Raw genomic sequence first — 26843 nt, forward strand, 5'->3', positions numbered from 1 at the left:
CTGCGCGACCAGCCACCACGGCGCCGCAGCCGAACGACGACCTGACACGGCGCTACCAGCGGAGCTACCGGCGCACGACCCGCCTCAGGTTGCGCGCCTTGCGCGCCATCCGCCGCACCGTCGCGTTGCGCGGCAGGAAGCCCAGCTGGGCCGGAAGCCCGCCGGGCAGCGCGAGCGAGGTCAGGCGCTTGCGCTTGAAGTAGCGGATGGTCGTGTCGTTGAGGTGCTTGGTGAGATAGCGCTCGGTCTCCTGGCGCAGCTGCGGGTGGATCTTCGGCTGCATCGCGAAGCCCACCGCCCGGAGCAGATCGGTGAGTTCCCCGACGGTCAGCAGCGCGCGCTGCTCCTCGACGGCCTTGCGGTCGGTGAGCGAGGGCAGCAGCGCGTCGACGACGGTGACCGGGACGCGGTTGCTGTTCTCGTACGGGGTGAGCTTGTCGAGGAGCGTGTCGGTGCCGATCCGGGCGGTCGGCAGGCCGTACAGCGCGGAGGCGGTGAGCAGCGCGGTGGAGAAGCAGCCGACGACCAGCGCGGGGCGCATCTTCTGGTACAGCACCTCGGCGAGGACCGTGGTGTCCAGGACGGTGAGGTCGACCTCGAGCCTCTCGGCCTCCTGCTCCAGGGTGTGCACGAAGCGGGCCGGGGCGGAGGGGTGCGGCTTGAACACGACCTTGGTGTGGCCGAGTTCGACGGCGCCCTTCAACATCCGGACGTGCAGGTCCTCCTCCTGTTCGGGGGAGAGGATGCCGAGCGCGGAGAGGTACTGGCCGAGCAGCAGGGCCGGTTCCTCGATCTGCGGCAACTCGTCGCCGCTGGGGGCCAGTTCGGCCAGCACCTTGGTGAAGGCGGGGGTCGGCACGACCTCGCCGGGGACACCGAACTCGGTGAGCAGCATCGGCTTCAGACCCGGCACCAGGTCGAGGTGGAGGACCCGGTCCACCCGGGTGCCGACCAGCGGGTCGATCTTGTTGCGGGTCGGGCCGTAGCTCATCAGGCCGTCGGCGTAGACCGTGACCGGGGCGCCGATGAAGATCTGGGTGAGGCTGAGCGAGGGGTTGACCTGGATCGACTCGACGGCGAACTCGACGTCGTCGTCGCCGAGCCGCCACTCGTGGCGCAGGAAGCGTTCCCACAGTGGGAAGTCCTCCGGGCGCGGGGCCCAGCCACCGGGGTGGAACGGGAAGATCGTCTCGTTGTACGAGATCACGTCGTCGAAGCGGTCGCGCAGCCGCTCGAAGCCCGGCGCCGCGTCCAGGCCCGGAGTGGTCTCCGGGGTGGCCGCGTTGTTGCAGACCAGCAGGATGCGCCGGTCGGCCGGGCGGAAGGCGCCGGAGTCCAGGGCGGCGGCGAGGGTGGCCGTGCCGTAGAGGGTGGACGCCTGGAAGATCTGGGTCGTCACGCGGCGGCCCCCGCGGGAGCGGGACGGCGGCGCAGCCGGCGCAGCTTGGTGGCGCGCTGGAGGTCCATGGAGTCCAGGGCCTCGTCCAGCACGTCCTGCGGCATGCGCCGCAGTGCGGCGGCACTCATGGATTTCAGCTTTTTCGCCACCGCGGGCTCGAACCTTTCGATGGATCCCAGGTGATGGGAAATGATGGCGCAGTAGGTACGGACGGCCTTCGGCAGGAGTTCCTTCGCGTCCGCGTCCTCTGCGGTTTCCTCGATCACCTGGTCGAACGCGCGAATGAAATCGAGCTGACGGACATCTCCGATCTGCGTGAGTGACGAGGCTACGCCACGCCGGTAGAAGACGCCGAGCAGGTTCACCGCCGCGAAGGACTCGGCCTCCCGGTGCAGTTTCCAGATCCACGGCCGGTCCTCGGCCGTGCGCAGGCCGTCCGTGAAGTGGACGAGCCCCTTGTCCACCAGACGGCGGTGGTAGACCCCCGCCCACGCGTACGCGTAGTCGACGGAGGTGGTCCGGTCGGTCGGCAGGATCGCCTCCCGCGGGTTCATGACGGTGTTGCGGCGGCCGACCGGCACCCGGTGCACGACCCGTGCGCGCGCGGTGCACTGCACATGGTCGGTACGGACGAAGTCGCAGCCCAGCGACTCGATCGCGGTCACCAGGTCCGGGTAGTAGCCGGGCGCGAGCCAGTCGTCGCCGTCCAGGAAGGTGACGTACTCGCCGCGTGCTTTGTCGATGCCGGTGTTGCGCGCGGTGGCCAGCCCTCCGTTCAGCTCGTGTCTGACATGGACCGCGCCTGGCAGCTCGCGCTCGGCTCGCGCGAGAATCTCTGGTGTCCCGTCGGTCGAGCAGTCGTCGACGAGAATGAATTCGAAGTCCTCACGCGCGTTCGCGCGCAGGCTCCTCAGGGTGTCGGGCGCGTATTGCTGCACGTTGTAGAACGGCACGATGACGGAGAGCTTGACCACGTGGGGGACGTTAGAGGGGCGCCCGTCATCCGTCCTGACCGTTGTCTTGACACCAGGTGAACGACATGTGTCGAAGCTATGAATCGGGGCTTTTTCGAGGCTTATCCCGGGCTGATTCGCCATTCGGCGATGTGTTGTTAACCCTTTGTTGGATTCGGGTTCGGGAGATCCTCGGAAACGCTTCCTAGCGTCTTGGATGTGCCAGCAAGTGCAACGAAGTCCCTGCGGGTGGCCGTCCTGGCGGATTCCGATACTCGGTGGAAGTGGGGGGCGCTCACCGCGAAGCGCCTGATCCCCAACGAAAGCGACAACTCGGACGTCCGGCTCGACGGCTACCTCCTGCGCGGCCGTGCCACCCCCACCGCCCGCCAGCTCCAGGAGGTCGGCGTCCACGCGGACTCGCTCCGCGAAGTGACGGCCGTCGAGTTCCTGCGTGCCATGGAAGCCGGGCCCTCGGGCACGGAAGCCGACCCCGAGGGCACGGAGTCGTACGACATCCTCGTCCTCTCCCTCGTCGGCGGCGGGGTGCAGGCGATGCTGCACGGGCTGCGCAGCGTCTTCGCCGGCCGCGAGAAGCGGCCCGTCGTCGTCACCGGCTATGTCGGCGTCGTCTACGAGAAGCTCGCCGACGGTCTGCTGCTGCGGCACGGCGCGGACCTGGTCCTCGCCAACTCCCGCCAGGACGCGGACCGCTTCCGGGCCGTGTACGACGGGGTCGGCGCGGACTCCTCCTCGGTGACCGAGGTCGCGCTGCCGTTCCTCGGCGGGGACCCCTACGAAGGTGAACACGAGCCCTACACCGTGGTGTTCGCGGCCCAGCCCTCGGTCCCCGAGAGCCGCAAGGACCGTACGTACCTGCTCAACCGCCTCATCCGGCACGCCCGTCAGCACCCCGAGCGGGAGGTGCTGCTCAAGCTGCGCTCCAAGCCCGGCGAGCACACCACCCACATCGAGGAACTGCCGTACCAGAAGCTGGTCCAGGGCAAGGACGTGCCCGCCAACTTCCGTCTGGTGTACGGGCACATGGGCGAGGTACTCGACCGCACGGACCTCCTGGTCACCGTCAGCTCGACGGCCGCTCTGGAAGCCCTGCACCGGCGGATCCCCACCGTGGTCCTCACCGACCTCGGGGTCCGCGAGACGTTCGGCAACCACCACTTCGTCGGCTCCGGCTGCCTCGCCTCCTGGGACCAGCTCGACGCCGGACACCGCCCGGTGCCCGACGCCGAGTGGGTCTCACGACAGGGCGTCGCCGCCGACGGCTCCTACGCCACCGCGTTCGACGCCGGCCGCGAGCGGATCGCCAAGCTGCTCGCCCGGCCCGGCGGCCTGCCGCCCCTGAACCCGTACTACACACCCGAGACCGCGCCCGGTTACCTGCCCGGCATCCTGGCCCGCCACCACCTCGGCCCCGACGGCGTACCGCTGCCCGGCGCGCCCGCCGCCGACAAGGCCCCGGGCCCCGTCCGCCAGATCGTGCGCCGGGCCGCACGCGGCGCCTACCGCCACGGCGTCCAGCGGGTGGCCCCCGTGATCCGACGAATGGGAGAGCTGTGAGCGACCGGATCCCGCGCCAAGGAGCCCAGCTCCACGCATCCGAAGGAACAGAGCCGATGTCCCACCCCGAAACGGCCGTCGTACCCCGGGTACTCGCCGTGATCCCCGCGCGCGGCGGCTCCAAGGGCGTGCCCGCGAAGAACCTCCTCCCGGTCGGCGGCGTCCCGCTGGTCGCCCGCGCCGTCCGCGAGTGCCGCGCCTCCCGCCTGGTGACCGACGTCGTCGTCTCCACCGACGACCAGGCGATCGCCGCGGCCGCCCGGTCCGCCGGCGCCGAGGTGGTGCTGCGTCCCGCCGCCATCGCCGGTGACACCGCCACCTCCGAGGCCGCCGTCCTGCACGCCATGGACGCCCACGAGGCGCTGCACGGCGCCCCGGTGGACGTGGTCCTGCTCGTGCAGTGCACCAGCCCGTTCATCATCCGCGAGGACATCGACGGGGTGGCCGGCGCGATCGTCGAGAACGGCGCCGACACGGCCCTGACCGTGGCGCCCTTCCACGGCTTCGTCTGGCGTGACGAGGTGGACGCCCCGGTGCCGGTACCGGCTGTTGGTGACGCCGACGCGGCCTCGGCGAGCGGCGGCTTCGGCGTCAACCACGACAAGTCCTTCCGCCCCCGCCGCCAGGACCGTCCCCAGGACTTCCTGGAGACCGGCGCCGCCTACGCGATGCGCGCCGAGGGCTTCCGCGAGCACCGGCACCGCTTCTTCGGCCAGACCGAGCTGGTGCGCACCGACCCGGCCCGCGTGCTGGAGATCGACGACCCGCACGACCTGGCCCGCGCCCGCGCGCTGGCCGGCCTCTTCGACGCGGACCGCCCCGGTTCGCTGCCGACCGCCGACGACATCGACGCGGTCGTACTGGACTTCGACGGCACCCAGACCGACGACCGGGTGCTGATCGACGCCGATGGAAAGGAGTTCGTCTCCGTGCACCGCGGCGACGGACTCGGCATCGCCGCCCTGCGCAAGAGCGGGCTGAAGATGCTGATCCTCTCCACGGAGCAGAACCCGGTCGTCGCCGCCCGGGCCCGGAAGCTACAGATTCCGGTCCTGCACGGCATCGACCGCAAGGACCTCGCACTCAAGCAGTGGTGCGAGGAGCAGGGCATCGCTCCCGAGCGCGTGCTCTACGTCGGAAACGACGTCAATGACCTCCCGTGCTTCGCCCTCGTGGGCTGGCCCGTGGCGGTCGCGAGCGCCCACGACGTCGTACGCGGCGCCGCACGCGCGGTCACCACCGTCCCGGGTGGCGACGGCGCGATCCGAGAGATCGCCAGCTGGATCCTCGGCCCCTCTCTCGATTCCCTCCCGAAGTAAGGACACCCCACAGTCATGAGCAACTCCCGTCTGCGCACGTTCGGTTCCCGTGAGGTCGGCCCCGGTCAGCCCGTCTACATCTGCGGCGAGATCGGCATCAACCACAACGGTGAGCTGGAGAACGCCTTCAAGCTGATCGACGTCGCCGCCGAGGCCGGCTGTGACGCCGTCAAGTTCCAGAAGCGCACCCCGGAGATCTGCACCCCGCGCGACCAGTGGGACATCGAGCGTGACACCCCCTGGGGTCGCATGACCTACATCGACTACCGCCACCGCGTGGAGTTCGGTGAGGACGAGTACCGCCAGATCGACGAGTACTGCAAGAGCAAGAACATCGCCTGGTTCGCCTCCCCGTGGGACACCGAGGCCGTCGCCTTCCTGGAGAAGTTCGACGTCCCGGCCCACAAGGTCGCCTCCGCGTCCCTGACGGACGACGAGCTGCTGAAGGCGCTGCGCGCCACCGGCCGCTCGGTCATCCTCTCCACCGGCATGTCCACCCCGAAGCAGATCCGCCACGCGGTCGAGGTCCTCGGCTCGGACAACATCCTGCTCTGCCACGCCACCTCCACCTACCCGGCGAAGGCCGAGGAGCTCAACCTCCGCGTGATCAACACGCTGGAGAAGGAGTACCCGAACGTCCCGATCGGCTACTCCGGCCACGAGACCGGCCTGCAGACCACCCTCGCCGCGGTCGCCCTCGGCGCCACGTTCGTCGAGCGCCACATCACCCTGGACCGCGCCATGTGGGGCTCCGACCAGGCCGCCTCCGTCGAGCCGCAGGGCCTCACCCGCCTGGTCCGCGACATCCGCACCATCTCGGCCTCCCTCGGTGACGGCGTCAAGAAGGTCTACGACTCCGAGCTCGGCCCGATGAAGAAGCTGCGCCGCGTCACCGGTGTCGTCGCCGAGGCGGAGATCGCCGCGGCGGCCGGCGAGCCGGTCCAGGTCTGACACCGCTGAGATCCTGAAGTTACGTCTGTTGTGTTACGACGACGGGACGGTCGTACGTCGATGAGCCCCCGCGCCGGGAACCCCGGCCCCCCCACACTCGCGTTCGTCGAGAGTCCGGTGCAGCTGCTGAACGTGCTGGAGTGGGCGCATGTCCACGCCCTGCGCGGGGCGGTGCCGACGGTGCCCTCGCAGGCCCGTCGCGCGTCGGTCGCCATATCGGCGGCGGCACCCGGCGCGGAACTCACGATCGTCGTCCTGTCCCCGACGGACCCCATGACCCGGGGCCAGCTGCGCCGTATGGCGGACCTGGCCCGTGACGAGGGATACCGGGTCCGCTGGGAGGAAGCCCGGGGCGGCACCACCGCCCCCTTCCAGACGATCGGCGGCCTGGCGGGCTCGCTCCGCCGGGCCGACCGCATCGTGATGGGCGATCCCTTCTCCCGCTACGTGCAGCTGCTCCTGACCATCACCCGCGCCCGTGACCTGGTCGTCGTCGACGACGGCACGGCGACGATGGAGTTCGTGGCCCAGCTGGCGCGCGGCGAACGCCTGGTCCGCTGGCACCGCAAGGGCGGCCGCCCGGGCGCCCGGGACCTGCTCTTCGCCCCCGTCTCCTCCTCCGCGCGCCGCCGTCTCACGCCCAGCGACCGCCGCCGGGTGGAGGTCTTCTCCTCCATGCCGGTGACGGAGACCCCGGCGGGCGTGACGGTCACCGCCAACGACTTCGGCTGGACCAGGGCCCGCTTCGGGCCGCCGCGCATCACCAAGGGCGCCGACATGGTCGGCACCTCCCTGGTGGAGACCGGCGTCGTGGACGGCGACCGCTACCTGGAGGCCGTCCAGACCCTGGCGAAGGCACACGGCGCCACCCGCTACTTCGCCCACCGCAGGGAGAGCACGGAGAAACTCCACCGCCTCGCGGGCGAGACGGGACTGGAGATAGTCCGCCCGGACCTCCCCCTCGAACTGATCGCCCGCCGCGGCCCGATCGGCCGTACGATCCTGAGCTTCCCCTCGACGGTCGTCCACACCCTCCCCCTGGCCCTGGTCGGCACGGGCGTCCGCGTCGCGGTCTGCGACATCGACCCGGCCTGGCTGACGGAGAACGCGTCGCCGCGCGCCCAGGGGTTCCTCTCCGGGGTCACCGGCACGGCGAAGGACGTACACCGACTGACGGCGGTGGCGAGCCCGGCGTAGCCGGCGGCGTGCTCACGCCACGGTGATCACGGCCTTGCCACGGGCGTGGCCCCGCTCCACGTGAGTGAGCGTCGGGCCGCCCGCTCCCGGCAGGTGTCCACCCGGCCGGCGTGGGAAGTCGGGGGTGCAGAGGCTGCCGCGTTCGGCGGTGGCACGGATGGAGGGTGGCCCCGGGTGCGTACCGTCGGAGTGGAGGAGGAGCTTCTGCTCGTGGACCCGGAGACGGGGGAGCCCAAGGCGTCGGCGGCCGCGGTGCTGGCCCGGGCCGCGTTGGCGGATCCGGGGCAGGAGGTGTTCGAGAAGGAGCTCTACGGGCAGATGCTGGAGTTCGCCACCCAGCCGCAGTCGGAGATGACGGACCTGGGAGAGGAGATCGTGCGGTGCCGTAAGGAGGCCGCGCGGCTCGCCGGGGAGATGGGGTGCGCCGTTACCGCGCTGGCCAGCTCGCCGCTGCCGGTCAGCCCCTCCGTCAGCGTCAACCGGCGCTACCAGTGGATGGCCGAGCAGTACGGGATCGCCACCCGGGAGCAACTGGTCTGCGGATGTCATGTGCATGTTTCCGTGGACTCGGACGAGGAGGGGGTCGGAGTGCTGGACCGGGTGCGGCCCTGGCTGCCCGTGCTCGTCGCCGTCAGCGCCAATTCCCCCTTCTGGCAGGGCCGGGACTCCGGGTACGCCAGTTACCGCAGCCGGGTGTGGGCGCGCTGGCCGTCCGCCGGGCCGGCCGAGCTGTTCCGGTCCGCGGAGCGTTACCACCGGCTGGTCGCGGACATGGTGGCCACCGGCGTCATCCTCGACGAGGGGATGGTCTACTTCGACGCCCGGCTCGCCCGGCGCTATCCGACCGTGGAGATCCGGGTCGCCGACGTGTGCCTGCGCGCCGGGACCGCCGTGCTCGTGGCCGCGCTGGCCCGTGCCCTGGTGGAGACCGCGGGGCGGGAGTGGCGGGCCGGTCAGGAGCCCGTGGACCACGGCGTGGGACTGGCGCGGATGGCCGGCTGGCGCGCCGCCCGCTCGGGGCTGGACGGGAAACTGCTCGATCCCGTCACCCTGCGGCCCCGGCCGGCGGAGGCGGTCCTGGGCGCCCTGCTGGCGCACACCCGGGACGCCCTCGCGGACAGCGGCGACCTGGCGATGGTGGAGGAGGCCGTTCAGCGGCTGCTGCGGGACGGCAACGGCGCCGACGAGCAGCGGCGGCTGCTGGCCGACACCGGCAGCCTGCGGGATGTCGTCACCGAGTGTGTGCACCGTACTCAGGTGGCTCAGATCTGATGTCTCCGGCCGCCGTACCCCCCGGTACGGTCAGGGCTTGCGGGCCAGTACGAACGCCCGGGGCCATTTCTCCTGGCCGAGCGGCTCGCGGATCAGGGTGGCCGCCACCTCCAGGCCCGCCTTGGCGAGCATGTCGCCCACCGCGTAGGCCGGGCGCCAGTAGTAGTGGAGGTCGATCTCGTGGCCGAAGCGTTCGGTGAGGTGGAGGCCGGGCTGTTCGCCCTTCTGGAAGGCCAGCAGGACGTGGCCGCCGGGGACCAGGACGCGGTGGAAGCCGGCGAAGGTCGCCGGCAGGTGGGCGTCGGGGACGTGGATGATCGAGTAGAGGGCGAGGATGCCGCCCAGGGTCGCGTCGGGCAGGTCCAGGGACGTCATCGAGCCCCGGTGGAAGCGCAGCGCGGGGTGGGCCTCGCGGGCCAGGGCGACCATGGCGGGGGAGAGGTCGACGCCGAAGGCCGGGACCCCCAGCTCGTTCAGGTGGGCGGTGACGTGGCCGGGGCCGCTGCCCAGGTCGGCCACGGGGGCGGTGCCGTTCGCCTTCACCAGCTGGGCGAAGGCGCCGATCAGGGACATGTCCACCGGTTGGTCCGGGGGGCCGGCGTAGGCGGCGGAGTAGTCCTGGGCGATCGCGTCGTAGGACGTACGGGTGGTTTCTATGAAGTCGGTCGTCTCCGGGTCCATCACGGTCGCGCACGCTACCGGGCGGGCGTGGCACGCGTGGCGAAGTCGCCGTTCCGGCCCGGTTCCGTTTCGGTAGGTGGACAGAAACGGCGTGATTGCCGCGCGGCGTGGTATCCGTGGAAGAGGAAACATAGGTTTTACCCAGCCACGTCCGAGGTCATGCCATCGCGGTCAGATTTTCTTCCCCTAACGGGCTGAACTTTTGTTGATCTCGGGGCAGTTGACCCCCCGGGCGTCCTACCCTTCAGAGGGTGAACCAATTGATGTCCCTAGAGTCCGAGGCCGACCTCCCAGGGGATGTGCTCCCCGGTGTGCTCAGCGAGGAGCTGCACGCCGAACTCGTAGCCTTCCGGCGCGACCTGCACATGCACCCCGAGCTAGGCAACCAGGAGTTCCGCACCACGGCCGCGATCAAGGAACGGCTGGAGAAGGCCGGTCTGAGGCCGCGGGTGCTCTCCATGGGAACCGGGCTCAGCTGTGACATCGGGCCGGAGGCCGACGGGCTGCCGGTGCTCGCCCTGCGCGCCGACATCGACGCCCTGCCCATCCCGGACATGAAGGCCGAGTGCGCCTACCGGTCCACCGTGCCGGACCGGGCGCACGCGTGCGGGCACGACGTGCACACCGCCGTGGTGCTGGGCGCCGGGCTCGTCCTCGCCGAGCTGCACGAGCGGGGGCTGCTGCCGCGGCCCGTACGACTGCTCTTCCAGCCCGCCGAGGAGGTGCTGCCCGGCGGTGCCGCCGACGCCATCGCGTCCGGGGTGCTGGACGGGGTGGGGCGGATCATCGCCGTGCACTGCGACCCGCGGGTGGACGCGGGGCGGATCGGGCTCAGGACCGGGGCCATCACCAGCGCCTGCGACCGTATCGAGGTGGCGCTGGACGGGCCCGGCGGGCACACCGCCCGGCCGCATCTGACCACCGACATGGTCACCGCCGCCGCCCGGGTCGCCGTCGACGTGCCTGCGCTCATCGCGCGGCGCGTGGACAGCCGCAGCGGGCTCGCCGTGACCTGGGGGCGGATCGAGTCCGGGCACGCGCCCAACGTCATCCCCCAGCACGCCGAGCTCTCCGGGACCGTGCGGTGCCTGGACCTGGCCGCCTGGCGGCAGGCGCCGGACGTGGTGCACGCGGCGATCGACGAGATCGCGACCCTGCACCGGGCCAAGTCCGAGATCAACTACGTGCGCGGGGTGCCGCCGGTCGTCAACGACCCGGTGATCACCGAACTGCTGCGGGACGCGATGACCGCCCGGCGTGGCACCGACTCCATCGAGACCACCGAGCAGAGCCTCGGCGGCGAGGACTTCTCCTGGTACCTGGAGCACGTGCCGGGCGCGCTGGCGCGGCTCGGGGTGCGGACGCCGGGCGAGCGGACCGTGCGTGACCTGCACCAGGGCGACTTCGACGCCGACGAGCGGGCCATCACGGTCGGGGTGGAGCTGTTCACCGCCGCCGCCCTCATCGACGCGACCCGCTAGCGGCGGCACGGGCGGCCGCACGGGCGGCGGAGTGGACGGCCGGGGAAGAACGCCGGAGAAACGGTCAGCGGACGGCAGGGGACGAGGATGCCCGACAGGGGTCCATTCGTCCCCTTGTGTCACCCCGCCGTAACCGATGATCTCTTCTTGTAACCCGGGGTCGGCACGGTTCGATAACGGCCCGGAGAAACCCCGTTCCCCTTCCCTTCTACGCGCGTTACTGTGCGCCGAAATCGCCACCGCAGGTGGCCGGTTGGGGAAGCGGGCCGGTGACGGTGCCGTGGGGACGAAGGGGTACGTGCTGTGCGTTCTGTCTCTCGGAGGACGAAGTTCTCCCAAGCCGCGGTGACGGTCGCCGTCATCGCCCTCGCGGCTGCCGGATGCGGTAAGTCCAGCCAGGACAGCGGTGCCTCCGGCACCGGCTCGTCCGGCAAGTACAACGGCAAGGGCATCGGCCTCGCCTACGACATCGGCGGCAAGGGCGACCAGTCCTTCAACGACGCCGCCTACGCCGGCTTCCAGAAGGCCGAGAAGGAGTTCGGCATCGGCGGCCGGGACGTCGAGCCCGCCGACAACGAGACCGACGCCGACAAGGTGCAGCGGCTCGACCAGCTGGCCAAGGCCGGCTACAACCCGATCATCGGTGTCGGCTTCGTGTACGCGCCGGCGGTCAAGGAGATCGCGGCCAAGTACCCCAAGATCACCTTTGGCATCATCGACGACAACGAAGTGACGGCCAAGAACGTCGTCGACATGGTCTTCGCGGCGGAGCAGTCGTCGTACCTCGCGGGTGTGGCCGCGGCCTCGGCCACCAAGAAGGACCACATCGGCTTCATCGGCGGTGTGGACATTCCGCTGATCCACACCTTCGAGGCCGGGTTCGACCAGGGTGCCAAGTCGGTCAACCCGAAGATCAAGATCGAGTCGCAGTACCTGACCCAGACGCCCGCGGAGGGCGGCTTCTCCAGCCCCGACAAGGGCAAGGCCGCGGCACAGGGGCAGATCGAAACGGGTGCCGACGTCATCTACCACGCGGCCGGTCTCTCCGGCCAGGGTGTGATCCAGGCCGCCGCCACCGCCAAGATCTGGGCGATCGGTGTCGACTCCGACCAGTACGGCCAGAGCGCTCTCGCCAAATACAAGGACTACATCCTGGGCTCCGCCCTGAAGAACGTCGGCGGCGCGGTGTACGACCTCGTGAAGTCCGTCTACCAGGGCAAGCCGGAGAGCGGTGTCATCGAGGGCACCCTCAAGACCGACGGCGTCGGCTTCGCCGACTCCAACCCGAAGTACAAGGCCATGACCAAGGTCGTCGCCGCCGTCGACAAGGCCAAGCAGGACATCATCGACGGCAAGGTCACCGTCAACACGAAGTAATGCGACATACATGAGTCGCCGGGTGAGAGCGGCCGTACCGACGCGTACGGCCGCCCGCCCGCCGTTGCAGTCCGTGCGCCCCTTGCCTCCCGCAAGGGGCGCACTGCTGTCCGTCACCTTGGCCGTGACTGTGGCCACAGGTAGATAACGGACCGGACATTGGGGGTTTTCCGTCTGGTCTACGCGCGTTACGCTGCCGCGGAACCAGCGCCTGGTTTGGGCGCTTGCACGAAGGAGTCAAGTTCCATGCGCCGGGTGTCCCGTATCGCGGTTGCAGGCGTTGCAACCGCAGCCCTCGCCGTCACTGTTTCAGCGTGCGGCAGTTCGTCCAGCTCGTCCACCGGCAAGGCCGGCGCGTCCAAGGGTGTCGGTCTCGCGTACGACGTCGGCGGCAAGGGCGACCAGTCCTTCAACGACGCCGCGTACGCCGGCTTCCAGAAGGCCGACAAGGAGTTCGGTGTCAGCGGCCGGGACGTCGAGCCGCAGGACGGCGAGTCGGACGCGGACAAGGTGCAGCGGTTGGAGACGCTCGCCAAGTCCGGCTACAACCCGGTGATCGGCGTCGGCTTCGCCTACGCGCCCGCCGTCAAGGAGGCCGCCGCGAAGTTCCCGAAGGTCACCTTCGGCATCATCGACGACAACCAGGACCAGGCGAGCAACGTCGCGGACATGGTCTTCCACGAGGAGCAGTCCTCGTACCTGGCCGGCGTCACCGCCGCGCTGACCACCAAGTCGAACACCGTCGGCTTCATCGGCGGCGTGGACGTGCCGCTGATCCACAAGTTCGAGGCGGGCTTCGAGCAGGGCGTCAAGGCCACCAAGAAGAACGTCAAGGTCAAGGCCCAGTACCTGACCCAGACTCCCCAGGAGGGCGGCTTCTCCAGCCCCGACAAGGGCGAGGCCGCCGCCGATGGCCAGATCGCGGCCGGTGCCGACGTGGTCTACGCCGCAGCCGGTCTCTCCGGCCAGGGCGTCATCAAGTCCGCCGCCGCGCACAAGGTGTGGGCGATCGGCGTCGACTCCGACCAGTACAACCAGGCCGCGCTGTCGAAGTACAAGAACTACATCCTGACCTCGGCCCTCAAGAACGTCGAGGGCGCGGTGTACGACCTGGCCAAGTCCGTCATCAAGGACCAGAAGCCGCTGTCCGGCGAGATCCGCGGCTCCCTGAGCAACGGCTCCGTCGGCCTGGCCGACTCCAACCCGGCCTTCAAGAACAACGCCACCCTGCAGGCCGCGCTCAAGAAGGCCGAGGCCGGCATCAAGGACGGCTCCATCACGGTCAAGACTTCTTGATCCAGCACCATCGGGCCGCTCGGCCCATGGCCAAAAGAACGCTGTAATGGCAGCGTTACGGCCACGGAACGGGGTGCGGGGAGGATGACCTTCCCGCGCCCCTGCCGTAGAACCAGTACCGTCCAGACGGTCTACGGCGGGGACCCACCCCGTTCGCGCGGCAGAATGCTCGGAACGGATCGAGAGTCGTAAAAGCTCGGTCAGGTCCGGGCACTATTTAAAGCAGGGGCGCTACGCGCGTAGAGCGGCCCCTTTCCCTAGGAGAGTGCGCCATCGACGCGTCCAGCAGCCCTCCGCTCACCGCAGAGACGACAGCCGCGGTCGAGCTGGCGGGGATCACCAAACGATTCCCGGGTGTCGTAGCCAACCACGACATCCACCTGTCCGTCCGCAAGGGCACCGTCCATGCCCTCGTCGGGGAGAACGGCGCCGGCAAGTCGACCCTGATGAAGATCCTCTACGGCATGCAGAAGCCGGACGAGGGCACCATCGCGATCGACGGCGAGCAGGTCTCCTTCTCGTCCCCGGCCGATGCCATCGCCCGCGGCATCGGCATGGTCCACCAGCACTTCATGCTGGCGGACAACCTGACGGTGCTGGAGAACGTGGTGCTCGGCAGCGAGAAGCGCTACGGCATCGGCGGCAACGCCCGGAAGAAGATCCGTGAGATCTCCGACCGCTACGGCCTCGGCATCCGCCCCGACGCTCTGGTCGAGGACCTCGGCGTCGCCGAACGGCAGCGCGTGGAGATCCTCAAGGTCCTCTACCGCGGCGCCAAGACCCTGATCCTCGACGAGCCCACCGCCGTCCTCGTCCCGCAGGAGGTCGACGCGCTCTTCGACAACCTGCGGGAGCTGAAGTCCGAGGGCCTGTCGGTCATCTTCATCTCGCACAAGCTCGGCGAGGTGCTGTCGGTGGCCGACGACATCACCGTCATCCGCCGCGGTACGACGGTCGGGACCGCGATCCCCTCCGAGACCACCCCGCGCCAGCTCGCCGAACTGATGGTCGGCAGCGAGCTGCCCACCCCGGAGACGGCCGGGTCCACGGTCACCGACAAGCCGGTCGTCACCGTCCGCGACCTCACCGTCTACGCCCGCGGCGGCGCCTCCCTCGGCGAGCTCGGCGCGCAGCCCGAGACCGCGACACCCGGCTCGGCCGGTGCCACGGCCGGCGCCGACGTGCTCACCGAGGCCACCGCCCCCGGCGCGGCCAAGCGCGTCCTGGACGACGTCACCTTCACCATCCACGCCGGCGAGGTCATGGGCATCGCCGGTGTCGAGGGCAACGGCCAGACCGAGCTGATCGACGCGCTGATCGGCACCCGCAACGCGGATTCCGGCACGATCGAGTTCCTCGGCGAGGACATCACCGGGTGGGCCACCCGCAAGCGCCGCGAGTCCGGCGTCGGCTACATCCCCGAGGACCGGCACCGCCAGGGCCTGCTCCTGGAGTCGCCGCTCTGGGAGAACCGCATCCTCGGCCATGTCACCGAGAAGCCCAACGCGAAGGGCTTCTGGCTGGACATCAAGGGTGCCCAGGCCGACACCCGCCGGATCGTCGAGGAGTACGACGTCCGCACCCCCGGTATCGACGTCACCGCCGCCTCGCTGTCCGGCGGCAACCAGCAGAAGCTGATCGTCGGCCGCGAGATGAGCCACAGCCCGAAGTTCCTGATCGCCGCCCACCCCACCCGAGGTGTGGACGTCGGCGCGCAGGCGCAGATCTGGGACCGCATCCGGGAGGCCCGCCGGGAGGGCCTGGCCGTGCTGCTGATCTCCGCGGACCTCGACGAGCTGATCGGCCTGTCGGACACCCTGCGGGTGATCTTCGACGGAAAGCTGGTCGCGGACGCCGACCCGGCCACCATCACCCCGGAGGAGCTGGGCTCCGCCATGACGGGTGCCGCGTCCGGCCACCTGGAACACGTAGACACCGCCCCAGAAGCACACGAAGGCGCCGCTGGTCCGGAGGACGAGGCCCGATGAAGAAGTTCGACAAGGAGCGGGTGCTCCTCGCGCTGGCCGGCCCGGCCATCGCGCTCGTCCTCGCGATCGCACTGACGTCGATCGTGCTGCTCGCCTCGAACCGCAACCCGTTCGAGCCGTACTCCCTGATGCTCCAGCAGCTGCCGTACTCGGACATCCAGGTGCTGATCGTCAACCAGGCGGCGATGTACTACATCGCGGCCATCGCGGTCGCCCTCGGCTTCCGGATGAACCTGTTCAACATCGGCGTCGACGGCCAGTACCGGCTCGCCGCCGTGATGACGGCCGTGGTCGGCGCCAACGTCGGCCTGCCCGCCGCCCTCCAGATCCCGATGCTGCTCCTGGTCGCCATGTTCACCGGCGCCTTCTGGGCCGGCATCGCGGGCGTCCTCAAGGTCACCCGAGGGGTCAGCGAGGTCGTCGCCACGATCATGCTGAACGCCATCGCCACCAGCGTCATCGGCTACGTCACCCTCTCCAACGTGTGGGGCGTGCAGGTCGGCAACAACATGACGACCGGCGTGATGAAGAAGTCCGGCTGGTTCCCGGGCATCGACCTGGGCTCCGACGTCGGCGAGATCTACGGCATGGTCTTCGTCGCCATCGCCCTCGGCATCGCCTACTGGCTCGTCCTCAACCGCACCCGCTTCGGCTTCGACCTGCGCGCCACCGGCGCCTCCGAGTCCGCCGCCGCGGCCTCCGGCGTCGACGCCAAGCGCATGGTCCTGATCTCCATGCTGATCTCCGGCGCGGTCTCCGGCCTCGCGGGCCTGCCGCTGCTGCTCGGTGACTCCCACACCTACAGCCTCGACTTCCCGGCGGGCCTCGGCTTCACCGCCATCGGCATCGCCCTGCTCGGCCGCAACAACCCCGGTGGCATCGCCTTCGCCGCCCTGCTCTGGGCCTTCCTCGACAAGGCCTCGCCCGCCCTCGACTACGCGACCCCGGTGGCGTACGAGAAGGAGATCGCCACGATCATGCAGGGCCTGATCGTCTTCTCCGTGGTCATCTCCTACGAAGCCGTACGCCAGTGGGGCCTGCGCCGCCAGCAGCGCCAGGTCGGCGCGGAGCTCGCCGCGGCCGCCGCCCAGAACACCAAGAAGGAGGTGGCGGCCTGATGTCCACCGCGACCATCGCCAAGCCGCAGGCGAAGCAGCCCGGCAAGGGCGGCCGCCGAATGTCGCTCCCGGTACTCCTGCTGGTCATCGCGGGCGTCCTGATCCTGACCTCGGCCGTCCGTCTGATCACCGGCGCCGACGGCATCACCTCGACCGGCCAGATGTCCACCGCGCTGCGCCTCGCCGTGCCGATCGGCCTCGCCGGTCTCGGCGGTCTGTGGGCCGAGCGCGCGGGTGTCGTCAACATCGGCCTCGAAGGCATGATGATCCTCGGCACCTGGTTCGGTGCCTGGGCCGGCTACCAGTGGGGCCCCTGGGCCGGCGTGGTCTTCGGCATCATCGGCGGCGCGCTCGGCGCCCTGCTGCACGCCGTCGCGACCGTCACCTTCAACGTCAACCACATCGTCTCCGGTGTGGCCCTGAACATCCTCGCCCTGGGCGCCACCCGCTACCTCTCGAAGTTCACCTTCGAGGACGCCCCCGGCGGCTCCTCCAAGCAGTCCCCGCCGATCGACTCGCTCGGCACGTTCAGCGTGCCAGGCCTGTCCGACTGGCTGAACACGCTCAACGAGAAGCACTGGTTCCTGATCTCCGACATCGGCGGCCTGGTCGGCGGTCTGCTCACCGACCTCTCCCCGCTGACGGTCATCGCCGTCGCCCTCGTCCCGATCACCTGGTGGGTGCTGTGGCGCACCGCCTTCGGCCTGCGCCTGCGCTCCTGCGGTGAGAACCCGGTCGCGGCCGAGTCCCTGGGCGTCAACGTCTACAAGTACAAGTACATCGCGGTGATCATCAGCGGTGGCTTCGCCGGCCTCGGCGGCGCGTTCCTCTCGATCGTCGCCTCGAACGTCTACCTGGACGGCCAGACGGCCGGCCGCGGTTACATCGGTCTCGCCGCGATGATCTTCGGCAACTGGATGCCGGGCGGACTGGCGCTGGGCGCGGGCCTGTTCGGCTACACCGACAGCCTCAACCTGCGCGGCGGCACGGTCAACGTGCACGCGCTGATCCTGCTGCTCGCGATCCTGCTGGTCTTCGGCGCGGTCTACCTGGCCTGGCGCAAGAAGTACGTCCCGGCCGTCATCACGATCGTCATCTCGGTCCTGATGTTCATCTGGTACGCCACCACCGACGAGGTCCCGCGGCAGCTCGTGACCGCGACCCCGTACCTCGTCACCCTGCTCGTGCTCTCGCTGTCCGCGCAGTCCCTGCGGATGCCGAAGGCCGACGGCCTGCCCTACCGGAAGGGGCAGGGCAAGTGACGACCCCGGACGCCGGCTTCGACTGGGAGACCCTGCGGGCGGAGGCGCGGGAGGCCATGTCCCACGCCTACGCGCCGTACTCCGGTTTCCCGGTCGGGGCCGCCGCCCTGGTCGACGACGGCCGTACGGTCGCCGGCTGCAACGTGGAGAACGCCTCCTACGGCCTGGGCCTGTGCGCCGAGTGCGGACTGGTCTCCCAGCTCCAGCGCACGGGCGGTGGCCGGCTGACCCACTTCACCTGCGTGGACGGCACGGGCGGGCTGCTCGTCCCGTGCGGCCGCTGCCGCCAGCTGCTCTTCGAGTTCGGCGGCCCGGACCTCCTCCTGGACACCCCGGAGGGCGTCCTGCCCCTCTCCGAGATGCTGCCCCAGGCCTTCGGCCCGGCCCATCTCACCAAGTAACTCCCGTGCGGCCCCTCCTCGCCGGGAGGGGCCGCACGGCTTCGCAATGCTTCGAAGGGAACGTCATGGCCATGGACGCCATCTCCGTCATCCGCACCAAGCGGGACCGCGGTGAGCTCAGCGACGAGCAGATCGACTGGGTCATCGACGCGTACACGCGCGGCGAGGTCGCCGACGAGCAGATGTCGTCGCTCGCGATGGCCATCCTCCTCAACGGCATGAACCGCCGCGAGATCGCCCGCTGGACGGCGGCGATGATCGCCTCCGGCGAGCGCATGGACTTCTCCTCCCTGTCCCGCCCGACCGCCGACAAGCACTCCACGGGCGGCGTGGGCGACAAGATCACCCTCCCGCTGGCCCCCCTCGTCGCCGCCTGCGGCGCGGCCGTTCCCCAGCTCTCCGGCCGGGGTCTCGGCCACACCGGCGGCACCCTGGACAAGCTGGAGTCGATCCCCGGCTGGCGCGCCCTGCTCTCCAACGAGGAGATGCTGTCGGTGCTGGACGGCACCGGCGCGGTGATCTGCGCGGCCGGCGACGGCCTGGCCCCGGCGGACAAGAAGCTCTACGCGCTGCGCGACGTGACCGGCACGGTCGAGGCGATCCCGCTGATCGCCTCCTCGATCATGTCGAAGAAGATCGCCGAGGGCACCGGTTCCCTGGTCCTGGACGTGAAGGTCGGCACCGGCGCCTTCATGAAGACGCTCGCCGACGCCCGTGAGCTGGCCTCGACCATGGTCGGCCTCGGCACCGACCACGGCGTCAAGACGGTCGCGCTCCTCACCGACATGTCCACCCCCCTGGGCCTCACGGCCGGCAACGCCCTGGAGGTCCGCGAGTCCGTCGAGGTCCTGGCCGGCGGCGGCCCCTCCGACGTCGTCGAACTGACCCTCGCCCTGGCCCGCGAGATGCTCGACGCGGCCGGCCTGAAGGACGCCGACCCGGCCAAGGCGCTGGCCGACGGCTCGGCGATGGACGTCTGGCGCCGGATGATCGCGGCGCAGGGCGGCGACCCGGACGCGGTACTCCCGGTGGCGAAGGAACAGCACGTGATCAAGGCGCCGTCGTCCGGCGTCCTGACCCGCCTGGACGCCTACGGCATCGGCGTCGCCGCCTGGCGCCTGGGCGCGGGCCGCGCCCGCAAGGAGGACCCGGTGCAGGCGGGCGCGGGCGTCGAGCTGCACGCCAAGCCCGGCGACACGGTCACGGCGGGCCAGCCCCTGCTGACCCTGCACACCGACACCCCGGAGCGCTTCGAGTACGCGCTCCAGTCGGTGGAGGGCTCGTACGACATCGCGGCGGCGGGCACGGAGTTCACGGCGTCCCCCGTCGTGCTGGAACGCATCGCCTGACCAGGGGATTTATCTATCGGGTGAACGGGATCGGTGGACCTGCGCCGGTCCCGTTCGGCATGCTGGGATCGGTGACGCAACCGAAGGAGACCGCCATGAGCGCACTCACCTTGGGCCACGACCCCGAGCAGAGCTGGGACGAACTCGTCCAGTTCTGGGAGGAGATGGAATGGCCTGAGGGCAGCAAGGTGGAGATCATCGAGGGGATCGTCACCGTGTCACCTGCTCCCGCTTACCGACACAACGACATCGCGGAGCGTATCCAGCGTCGCCTGTATTCCGTGATTCCGGAGGACTGGGGGGTCTACCAGACGCTGTCGATCGCCGTGCCATCGCGCCTCGGTATGTTCATTCCGGACATTGTGGTGGCTCCTCGGCAGACCGATTCGGATGTGGACAGCCATATCCCCGCAGGCCTTGTAGAACTCGTCGTCGAGGTGACCTCCAAGTCCAACGCCCGGCACGACCGCGTCAGCAAGCCCGCTGCCTACGCCACCGCAGGCATCCCGCTCTACCTGCTGATCGACCGCTGGGCCCCCGGTGGCCCCACCGCGACGCTCTACGGCGAGCCGAAGGGTGATGTCTACCGGGTCCTTCGCGCCGTCAAGTTCGGCGACCCCATCGAGCTGCCGGAGCCGTTCGACCTCACGATCGACACCGCCGAGTTCCCCGCCGACTGATCCCCCGGCAACACCACCACGCCGATCGTCGTACGGCCCACACCCCAGCCCCGTACGACGACGCCCACCGCCACGAACGCGCCCGCGGCCGCCGCCGTGCTCAGGGCCGTCACCAGGAGGCGGCTGGAGAAGATCACCGCCAGGTCGGCCCTCGCGAGCGTGGTGAAGAGCAGGGCGGGGGAGGCGACGTGGAAGGCCAGCTTGGTCAGGACCTCGCGGCCGTTGACCCCGAGGTGGCCGCCGCGGCCGAGGACGTATCCCACCCCGATGACGATCGCGATCACCGCGAAGCCGCTCAGCACCCCCTGCACGGGACCCCCTCGCGGGGGAGGAGACCGTCGGGTGGGCAGGGCTGCGCTGATCCGTGGGACATGCAGCCAACCCTCGGGGGCGGTCAGGTGCGGGTCAACGTTGCGATCCCTGTGATCTGCGCGACGACCGTACGGAGGCCCGGCACCCTACCGATGAGTTGTCGAGGCGACGGCGGTCTACCGGTTCGTGGATGCCATGCCCCCCGCCGTGCTCGTACTGCCCGGCCCGGTCGCCAAGGACGCGGTGGCCGGGCTGTGTGCCGACGTGCGGGCGCTGCTGGCGGCCGGCGCGACCGGGATCGTCGTCTGCGATGTCGCCGGGATCGGGCCGCCCGGACTGGCGGCCGTCGATCTGCTGGCCCGGCTGGAGCTGGCGGCCCGCCGGGCCGGAGGGCGGATACGGCTGCGGGACCCCGACCCCGCCCTACGCTCCCTCCTCCGCTTCGTCGGCCTTCGCCTCCAGGTGGAGGGGGAGGTCGAAGAGCGGGAACCAGCGCTTGGTGTCGAGGAAGAAGTGGAACCCGGTCAGTCGGCCGTCTGAGATCTCCAGGACCTGGATCGACCAGGGGCTCCAGCCGCCGGTGTCCGGGTCGGGCTTGTACTGGGCGAACCCGGGCAGGCCGTTGACCTGGACCGGGAACAGCCGGGAGCCCTCGCAGGCGGAGCCGATGGTGGTCATGAAGCCGGCGATGTCCTCGTGGCCGACGAGCCACAGGTCGAACGGCGGCATCGTCATGATGGCGTCCTCGTGGAGGAGCGCCGTCAGCGCTGTCATGTCGTAGCCCTCGAAGGCCGCGACATAGCGCTCCAGGAGCTTCTGCTGCTCCTCGTCGAGCGGGTCGGAGACGTCGGCGGCGGCGCCCGACTGCTGCTGCTCGGCCAGGGTGGCCCGGGCCCGCTGCAGGGCGCTGTTGACCGAGGCGACGGTGGTGCCGAGCAGTTCGGCCACCTCGTTGGCCTTCCAGGCCAGTACCTCGCGCAGGATCAGCACCGCCCGCTGCTTGGGCGGCAGCTGTTGCAGCGCGGCCATGAAGGCGAGGCGGACGGACTCCTTGGCCACGGCCGCCTCCGCCGGGTCTTCCACGGTCGGCAGCACCCGCGCGTCCGGCACCGGCTCCAGCCAGGTGTTGTCGGGCCGGGGCGACAGGGCCGCCCGGGCGAGCGGGGTCGACTCGGAGAGGTCCATCGGGCGGGCCCGCTTGTTGCCCGCGGACAGCATGTCCAGGCAGACGTTGGTCGCGATCCGGTACAGCCACGACCGCAGACTGGAGCGGCCCTCGAACTTGTCGTAGCTCCGCCAGGCCCGCACCAGGGCGTCCTGCACGGCGTCCTCGGCCTCGAACGACGAGCCGAGCATCCGGTAGCAGTACCCGGTCAGCTCGGTCCGGTACTTCTCCAGTGCGACGTCCAGCTCCGCCGTCGCCGTGCTGTTGCTCATTTCCGTCCACCCACCCCTGTGGCCGTTCCTGCCCGCGCGCCGTTGCGCTCCAGCACTTGGAAGCTACCGCAGGGGACTGACAATGGCCCCTGGAGTGCGGAAACGTGCAGGTGAGATGGGGTGCGCCCACGGACTTGGGTGATGCGGTCCGTGGGCGGGCGCGGGGCCGTCGTGGCTGGTCGCGCCCACACGGCGGAGCCGCATTTCAGACACGGCCCCGCCGTGGCTGGTCGCGCCCACTCGGCGGAGCCGCATTTCAGACACGGCCCCGCGCCTCTTTCGGGGCGCGTCTCAGTGGGCGCCTGCCAGGACCTGCCGGCGGGCCGCCACCGAGCCGAGGACGGTGATCGTCACCACGCCCGCGATCGCCAGCAGGGCCACCCCCACCGTCCCCGGCCAGCCGCTCGCGTGGAAGGCCAGCGCGCCCACCGTACTGCCCGCGCTGGAGCCGATGTAGTACGCGGACTGGTAGATGGCGGAGGCCTGGGCCCGGCCGTGCGTGGCCGTCTTGCTGACCGCCGAGGAGGCCACCGCGTGGCCCGCGAAGAAGCCCGCGGTGATCAGGACGAGGCCCAGCAGGACCAGGGGGAGCGAGTCGGCCAGGGAGAGGAGGAGGCCGGCGGCCGTGGTGCCGCCGCCCAGGTAGAGGGCGCCCCGCCGGCCGAGCCGGCCGACCAGACGGCCCGCCGTGGAGGCCGAGACCGTGCCGACCAGATAGACGAGGAAGATCGAGCCGACGATGCCCTGGGGGAGCGAGAACGGCTCCTCGGTCAGGCGGTAACCGATCACCGTGTAGACGCCGCCGAAGACGGTCATGAACAGCGCGCCGATCGCGTACAGGCGGCGCAGCAGCGGGTTGGCCAGATGGTCGCGGACCGTGCCGAGCAGCCGGCGCGGGTGCAGCGAGCCCGCCCTGAAGTGCCGCGGGGCGGGGAGGAGCAGCCGGAAGGCCACCGCGCAGCCGACCGCGACGACGCCTATGACGCCCACCGCGACCCGCCAGCCCCACTCCTGCGCGACCCAGCCGGTGATGACCCGGCCGCTCATCCCGCCGACACTGTTGCCCGCGACGAACAGGCCTATCGCCGTGACCAGCGCCCTGGGGCGGACCTCCTCGGCCAGGTAGGCCTGCGCCGAGGCCGGCAGCCCGGCCAGCGCGGCGCCCTGGATGCCGCGCAGCACCACCAGCACGCCCAGCGACGGCGCGAAGGGGACCAGCAGACCCACCGCCACCGCCACCGCCAGCGAGGCGGTCATGACCGTACGGCGCCCGAAACGCTCGGAGAGGGCGCTCATCGGGATGACGAACAGCGCCAGACCGCCGGTCGCCGCCGCCACGGTCCAGCTCGCGTCGCTCGCGCTCACCCCGAAGCCGTTCGAGATCAGCGGCAGCAGGGCCTGCGTGGAGTAGAGGAGGGCGAAGGTCGCGACACCGGCGAGGAAGAGGGCGAGGCTCATCCGGCGGTAGCCGGGGCCGCCCGGGGTCATCCGGGAGTCGGAGGTGTCGGAGGCGGGGACGGTCGTTGCGGCGTCCATGGTGGTGGACGCCCCGGTACTGGCGGGAGACATACCTCGAACCTAGGGACCCCTATTTGATCCGTCCAATGCATGGAATCGCCATAATCGTTCCCATGCAGCATCAACAGAGGTCAGCGAAGCGCCTGTCACCGGACAGTGACACAGAAGACATGACGATGTCGCTGGCTCCGCGCCTCGCGTACTTCGCCGGCGTGGCCCGCACGGAGCATGTCACCGGGGCCGCGCAGGAGCTCGGCGTCCCCCAGTCCACGCTCTCCCGCGCGATGGCCCGCCTGGAGCAGGACCTCGGCGTCGGCCTCTTCACCCGGCACGGCCGCACGGTCTCCCTCACCCCCGCCGGCCGCACCTTCCTCACCTCGGTCGAACGCGCCCTCGCCGAGGTCCAGCGCGCCGCCGACGAGGTACGCGGCGACGCCGACCCCACCACCGGCAAGGTCGCCTTCGGCTTCCTGCACACGATGGGCGCGGAGACCGTCCCGGGCCTCCTCCAGGCCTTCCGCGTCGACCACCCCCGGGTCCGTTTCAGCCTCGTCCAGAACTACGGCGAGGCGATGATCGAGAAGCTCCGGGCGGGCGAGCTGGACCTGTGCCTCACCTCGCCGGTGCCGGACGCCCCCGACCTGGTCGCCCGGCGCCTGGACGAACAGAAGCTGCGCCTGGTGGTTCCCGCGGACCATCCGCTGGCCGGCCGCAGGCGCATCCGCCTCGCCGAAGCGGCCGACGAGACGTTCGTGACCCTGGAACCCGGCTACGGCCTGCGCCGCATCACCGACGACCTGTGCAAGGAGGCCGGCTTCCGCCCGCGGATCGCCTTCGAGGGGGAGGAGGCGGAGACCTTGAGGGGCTTGGTGGCGGCCGGGCTGGGGGTTGCGTTGCTCCCCCCACCTGCGTTTCCCCGCCCGGGAGTCGTGGAACTGACGGTCACGGCCCCGAGAGCGGCGAGGGAGATCGGCGTGGCATGGCTGGACGGCCACCCGGACACCCCACCGGTGGCAGCCTTCAAGAAGTTCCTGCTGTCAAGAAGGGGTAACTTGCTCCCCACTTAGGGGACAGCGCCCCGTCAGGGGCGCGGGGCTGTATTGATATGCGGCTCCGCCGCGTGGGCGCGACCGGCCACAACGCACCCGCACGCCGAAACTGAACATCACCCCCTACGGAGCGACCGCCCGAACCCCGCCGCGAGCGGCATCCGCAACCCGATGGGCGGCGGCGCAGCCAGCGCGTCCTCCACCGGCCGCGACACCGCGTGTCCGTACAGCGCCCCCAGCACGAAGTCCGAGGCGAGAGCGAGGACTTCGTCCCGGTGCTGATGCAGCCCGTGCCCGTCCGAGTGCACCTCGAACCGGCACACCTCCCGGTTCGCCTTCTTGGCCCGCGCCGCCAGCCGGAACGACTGCTCCGGGTCGGTCCGTTCGTCGTTCGTGCCGTGCACGATCAGCACCCGGCGCCCCACCAGCTGCCGTACCGGTTCCTCGGGCGCCGCCACGTCCGTCTCCGGCAGCCAAGGGGCGATGGAGACGACGGAGTTGACGGCCTCGTGGCCGCCGGCGCGCAGCGCGGCCCGGCCGCCCATGCCCAGCCCCAGCAGGCACACCGGGACATCGCCGTACCGCCGTACCACCTCGTCGGCCGCCCAGCTCGCGTCCCCCGCGAGGTGCGCCTCGTTGCCGTTCCAGCCGCGATAGCGGTAATGGACGATGTGCGCGGCCAGTCCCTCGTCCCGGCCGTCCCTGGCGAGCCGGCGTCCCAGCGCGCGGACGAAGGGCGTCGCCCATACGAGGGATGGCTTGCGGGCGGAGACCTCCTCGCCGCCCGGGAGCAGCAGGACCGCTCCGCTCACCGTCGTCGGCTCCTGACCGACTGCTCTGCCCAGCCTGGCCGTTCGGACCGGCGTCGCTTGCTGTGCCATGACAGAACAGTGTCAGAAGAAGCGGTGTACGCGACCCGTCCGTGCGGTCACCGTTGCGTATCGACGGGAAAGGGGATTTGCCGAGTACCGAGCGATCTACGCGCGTAGGAGTTACAGTGCGGAAATGACGAGCCAGAGCATCGCGAACACCCCGACGCCGGAGCAGATCCGCCGGGCACCGAAGGTTCTGCTGCACGACCATCTCGACGGCGGTCTGCGCCCCGGTACCGTCGCCGACCTCGCCCGGGAGACCGGGTACGCCGGCCTTCCCGAGTCCGATCCGGACAAGCTCGGCGTCTGGTTCCGGGAGGCCGCCGACTCCGGCTCGCTGGAGCGGTACCTGGAGACCTTCTCGCACACCGTCGGGGTCATGCAGACCCGGGACGCCCTGGTGCGGGTCGCGCGCGAGTGCGCGGAGGACCTCGCCGAGGACGGCGTCGTGTACGCCGAGGTGCGGTACGCACCCGAGCAGCACCTCGAAGGGGGCCTGTCCCTCGAAGAGGTCGTCGAGGCCGTCAACGAGGGCTTCCGGCAGGGCGAGGCGCTCGCCCGGGAGAACGGCCGCCGGATCCGGGTGGGCGCCCTGCTCACCGCCATGCGGCACGCGGCCCGCTCCCTGGAGATCGCCGAGCTCGCCAACCGCTACCGGGACCTGGGCGTCGTCGGCTTCGACATCGCCGGCGCCGAGGCCGGCTACCCGCCCACCCGGCACCTCGACGCCTTCGAGTACCTCAAGCGCGAGAACAACCACTTCACCATCCACGCCGGCGAGGCCTTCGGGCTGCCGTCCATCTGGCAGGCCCTCCAGTGGTGCGGCGCCGACCGGCTCGGGCACGGCGTACGGATCATCGACGACATCCAGGTCCACGAGGACGGCACGGTCAAGCTCGGCCGGCTCGCCTCGTACGTCCGTGACAAGCGGATCCCGTTGGAGCTGTGCCCCAGCTCCAACCTCCAGACCGGGGCCGCCGACTCCTACGCCGAGCACCCGATCGGGCTGCTGCGCCGGCTGCACTTCCGGGCCACCGTGAACACGGACAACCGGCTGATGTCGGGGACCAGCATGACCCGGGAATTCGAGCACCTTGTCGACGCATTCGGTTACACGCTCGACGACATGCAGTGGTTCTCCGTCAATGCGATGAAATCAGCGTTCATTCCTTTCGATGAACGACTCGCCATGATCAATGACGTCGTCAAGCCGGGTTATGCGGAGCTGAAATCCGAATGGCTGTTCCGGCAGACCGCCTCCACCAGCGGTTCTCCCGATCCACAGAGCTGATCGGGAGTTCCGGCGGGGCCCGGAATGCGGACGGTCTCCGGCTGTCCGTCCGCATTCCGGTG

General features: G+C 70.3%; 23 protein-coding genes and 1 pseudogene. 17 read left to right on the forward strand and 7 right to left on the reverse strand.

What is annotated here, in order from left to right; translation table 11 throughout:
- Window positions 1–64 precede the first annotated feature (64 nt).
- Together ACWDGI_RS02330 and ACWDGI_RS02335 are read right to left on the reverse strand one after the other, a co-directional pair.
- Window positions 65–1399 (reverse strand): alpha-2,8-polysialyltransferase family protein, encoded by a 1335-nt coding sequence (locus ACWDGI_RS02330; RefSeq protein ID WP_450754496.1) that lies wholly within the window; start codon window positions 1397–1399, stop codon window positions 65–67.
- Window positions 1396–2373: a glycosyltransferase family 2 protein gene (locus ACWDGI_RS02335; RefSeq protein ID WP_450754498.1), complete on the reverse strand. Its 978-nt coding sequence runs from the start codon at window positions 2371–2373 to the stop codon at window positions 1396–1398. The genes ACWDGI_RS02330 and ACWDGI_RS02335 overlap by 4 nt, the downstream gene beginning before the upstream one ends.
- 198 nt (window positions 2374–2571) lie before the next feature.
- On the opposite strand from ACWDGI_RS02335, the gene ACWDGI_RS02340 reads away from it, so the two are divergent.
- The 5 genes from ACWDGI_RS02340 (at window position 2572) to ACWDGI_RS02360 (ending at window position 8669) form a co-directional block, all read left to right on the forward strand.
- Window positions 2572–3930, forward strand: coding sequence for a DUF6716 putative glycosyltransferase (locus ACWDGI_RS02340; RefSeq protein WP_450754500.1), 1359 nt, complete (start codon window positions 2572–2574; stop codon window positions 3928–3930).
- Window positions 3931–3986: 56 nt separating this feature from the next.
- Window positions 3987–5249 (forward strand): cytidylyltransferase domain-containing protein, encoded by a 1263-nt coding sequence (locus tag ACWDGI_RS02345; RefSeq protein WP_450754502.1) that lies wholly within the window; start codon window positions 3987–3989, stop codon window positions 5247–5249.
- Window positions 5250–5264: 15 nt separating this feature from the next.
- Window positions 5265–6200: an N-acetylneuraminate synthase family protein gene (locus ACWDGI_RS02350; protein ID WP_089099241.1), complete on the forward strand. Its 936-nt coding sequence runs from the start codon at window positions 5265–5267 to the stop codon at window positions 6198–6200.
- Window positions 6201–6260: 60 nt separating this feature from the next.
- Complete coding sequence (locus ACWDGI_RS02355; RefSeq protein WP_450754504.1) at window positions 6261–7397, forward strand: hypothetical protein; 1137 nt, start codon at window positions 6261–6263, stop codon at window positions 7395–7397.
- A gap of 174 nt (window positions 7398–7571) precedes the next feature.
- Window positions 7572–8669, forward strand: coding sequence for a glutamate--cysteine ligase (locus tag ACWDGI_RS02360; RefSeq protein WP_450754506.1), 1098 nt, complete (start codon window positions 7572–7574; stop codon window positions 8667–8669).
- Window positions 8670–8699: 30 nt separating this feature from the next.
- Here ACWDGI_RS02360 and ACWDGI_RS02365 read toward each other — a convergent pair whose 3' ends face one another.
- Window positions 8700–9350, reverse strand: a complete 651-nt coding sequence (locus ACWDGI_RS02365) for a class I SAM-dependent DNA methyltransferase (protein ID WP_450755264.1) — start codon at window positions 9348–9350, stop codon at window positions 8700–8702.
- A gap of 263 nt (window positions 9351–9613) precedes the next feature.
- Between ACWDGI_RS02365 and ACWDGI_RS02370 the strand changes: the two genes are divergently transcribed.
- The 9 genes from ACWDGI_RS02370 to ACWDGI_RS02410 all read left to right on the forward strand — a co-directional run bounded on the left by ACWDGI_RS02370 (window position 9614) and on the right by ACWDGI_RS02410 (window position 20302).
- Window positions 9614–10831: a M20 family metallopeptidase gene (locus ACWDGI_RS02370; protein WP_450754508.1), complete on the forward strand. Its 1218-nt coding sequence runs from the start codon at window positions 9614–9616 to the stop codon at window positions 10829–10831.
- Window positions 10832–11176: 345 nt separating this feature from the next.
- On the forward strand, window positions 11177–12208 hold the full coding sequence (locus ACWDGI_RS02375) for a BMP family lipoprotein (RefSeq protein ID WP_450755266.1): 1032 nt from the start codon (window positions 11177–11179) through the stop codon (window positions 12206–12208).
- Window positions 12209–12454: 246 nt separating this feature from the next.
- Window positions 12455–13504 (forward strand): BMP family lipoprotein, encoded by a 1050-nt coding sequence (locus ACWDGI_RS02380; RefSeq protein WP_450754510.1) that lies wholly within the window; start codon window positions 12455–12457, stop codon window positions 13502–13504.
- Between the two features lie 272 nt (window positions 13505–13776).
- A complete protein-coding gene (locus tag ACWDGI_RS02385; RefSeq protein WP_450755268.1) occupies window positions 13777–15492 on the forward strand; it encodes an ABC transporter ATP-binding protein in 1716 nt (571 codons plus the stop codon).
- Window positions 15489–16610, forward strand: a complete 1122-nt coding sequence (locus ACWDGI_RS02390; protein ID WP_450754512.1) for an ABC transporter permease — start codon at window positions 15489–15491, stop codon at window positions 16608–16610. Before ACWDGI_RS02385 ends, ACWDGI_RS02390 begins: the two co-directional genes overlap by 4 nt.
- The gene (locus ACWDGI_RS02395) at window positions 16610–17872 is read left to right on the forward strand and encodes an ABC transporter permease (protein ID WP_450754514.1); all 1263 of its coding nucleotides are present in this window, start codon (window positions 16610–16612) and stop codon (window positions 17870–17872) included. The genes ACWDGI_RS02390 and ACWDGI_RS02395 overlap by 1 nt, the downstream gene beginning before the upstream one ends.
- Window positions 17869–18273, forward strand: a complete 405-nt coding sequence (locus ACWDGI_RS02400) for a cytidine deaminase (protein ID WP_450754516.1) — start codon at window positions 17869–17871, stop codon at window positions 18271–18273. The genes ACWDGI_RS02395 and ACWDGI_RS02400 overlap by 4 nt, the downstream gene beginning before the upstream one ends.
- A 71-nt stretch (window positions 18274–18344) precedes the next feature.
- Window positions 18345–19622, forward strand: a complete 1278-nt coding sequence (locus ACWDGI_RS02405) for a thymidine phosphorylase (protein ID WP_450755270.1) — start codon at window positions 18345–18347, stop codon at window positions 19620–19622.
- 95 nt (window positions 19623–19717) lie between these two features.
- Window positions 19718–20302, forward strand: a complete 585-nt coding sequence (locus ACWDGI_RS02410; RefSeq protein WP_450754518.1) for a Uma2 family endonuclease — start codon at window positions 19718–19720, stop codon at window positions 20300–20302.
- 14 nt (window positions 20303–20316) lie between these two features.
- Here the strand turns inward: ACWDGI_RS02410 and ACWDGI_RS02415 are convergent.
- Window positions 20317–20613, reverse strand: a pseudogene (locus ACWDGI_RS02415) (AEC family transporter); the annotation flags it as partial.
- 196 nt (window positions 20614–20809) lie between these two features.
- Between ACWDGI_RS02415 and ACWDGI_RS02420 the strand changes: the two are divergent.
- A complete protein-coding gene (locus tag ACWDGI_RS02420) occupies window positions 20810–21154 on the forward strand; it encodes an STAS domain-containing protein (protein WP_450754520.1) in 345 nt (114 codons plus the stop codon).
- On the opposite strand, the gene ACWDGI_RS02425 is transcribed toward ACWDGI_RS02420, so the two are convergent.
- Both ACWDGI_RS02425 and ACWDGI_RS02430 read right to left on the reverse strand, forming a co-directional pair.
- Window positions 21038–22051: a sigma-70 family RNA polymerase sigma factor gene (locus ACWDGI_RS02425; RefSeq protein ID WP_450754522.1), complete on the reverse strand. Its 1014-nt coding sequence runs from the start codon at window positions 22049–22051 to the stop codon at window positions 21038–21040. The two genes, ACWDGI_RS02420 and ACWDGI_RS02425, sit on opposite strands and share 117 nt — an antisense overlap.
- Window positions 22052–22342: 291 nt before the next feature.
- Entirely contained in the window at window positions 22343–23620 is a 1278-nt protein-coding gene (locus ACWDGI_RS02430) for an MFS transporter (protein WP_450754524.1), read from the reverse strand.
- Between the two features lie 62 nt (window positions 23621–23682).
- Here ACWDGI_RS02430 and ACWDGI_RS02435 point away from each other — a divergent pair, with 62 nt between their 5' ends.
- Window positions 23683–24636 (forward strand): LysR family transcriptional regulator, encoded by a 954-nt coding sequence (locus ACWDGI_RS02435; protein ID WP_450754526.1) that lies wholly within the window; start codon window positions 23683–23685, stop codon window positions 24634–24636.
- A 98-nt stretch (window positions 24637–24734) separates the two neighbouring features.
- Here ACWDGI_RS02435 and ACWDGI_RS02440 read toward each other — a convergent pair whose 3' ends face one another.
- Window positions 24735–25499 (reverse strand): prolyl oligopeptidase family serine peptidase, encoded by a 765-nt coding sequence (locus tag ACWDGI_RS02440; protein ID WP_450754528.1) that lies wholly within the window; start codon window positions 25497–25499, stop codon window positions 24735–24737.
- A gap of 124 nt (window positions 25500–25623) precedes the next feature.
- Between ACWDGI_RS02440 and ACWDGI_RS02445 the strand changes: the two genes are divergently transcribed.
- On the forward strand, window positions 25624–26781 hold the full coding sequence (locus ACWDGI_RS02445; RefSeq protein WP_450754530.1) for an adenosine deaminase: 1158 nt from the start codon (window positions 25624–25626) through the stop codon (window positions 26779–26781).
- The last annotated feature ends 62 nt before the right edge of the window (window positions 26782–26843 follow it).

It is taken from the genome of Streptomyces sp. NPDC001220 (assembly GCF_053597895.1).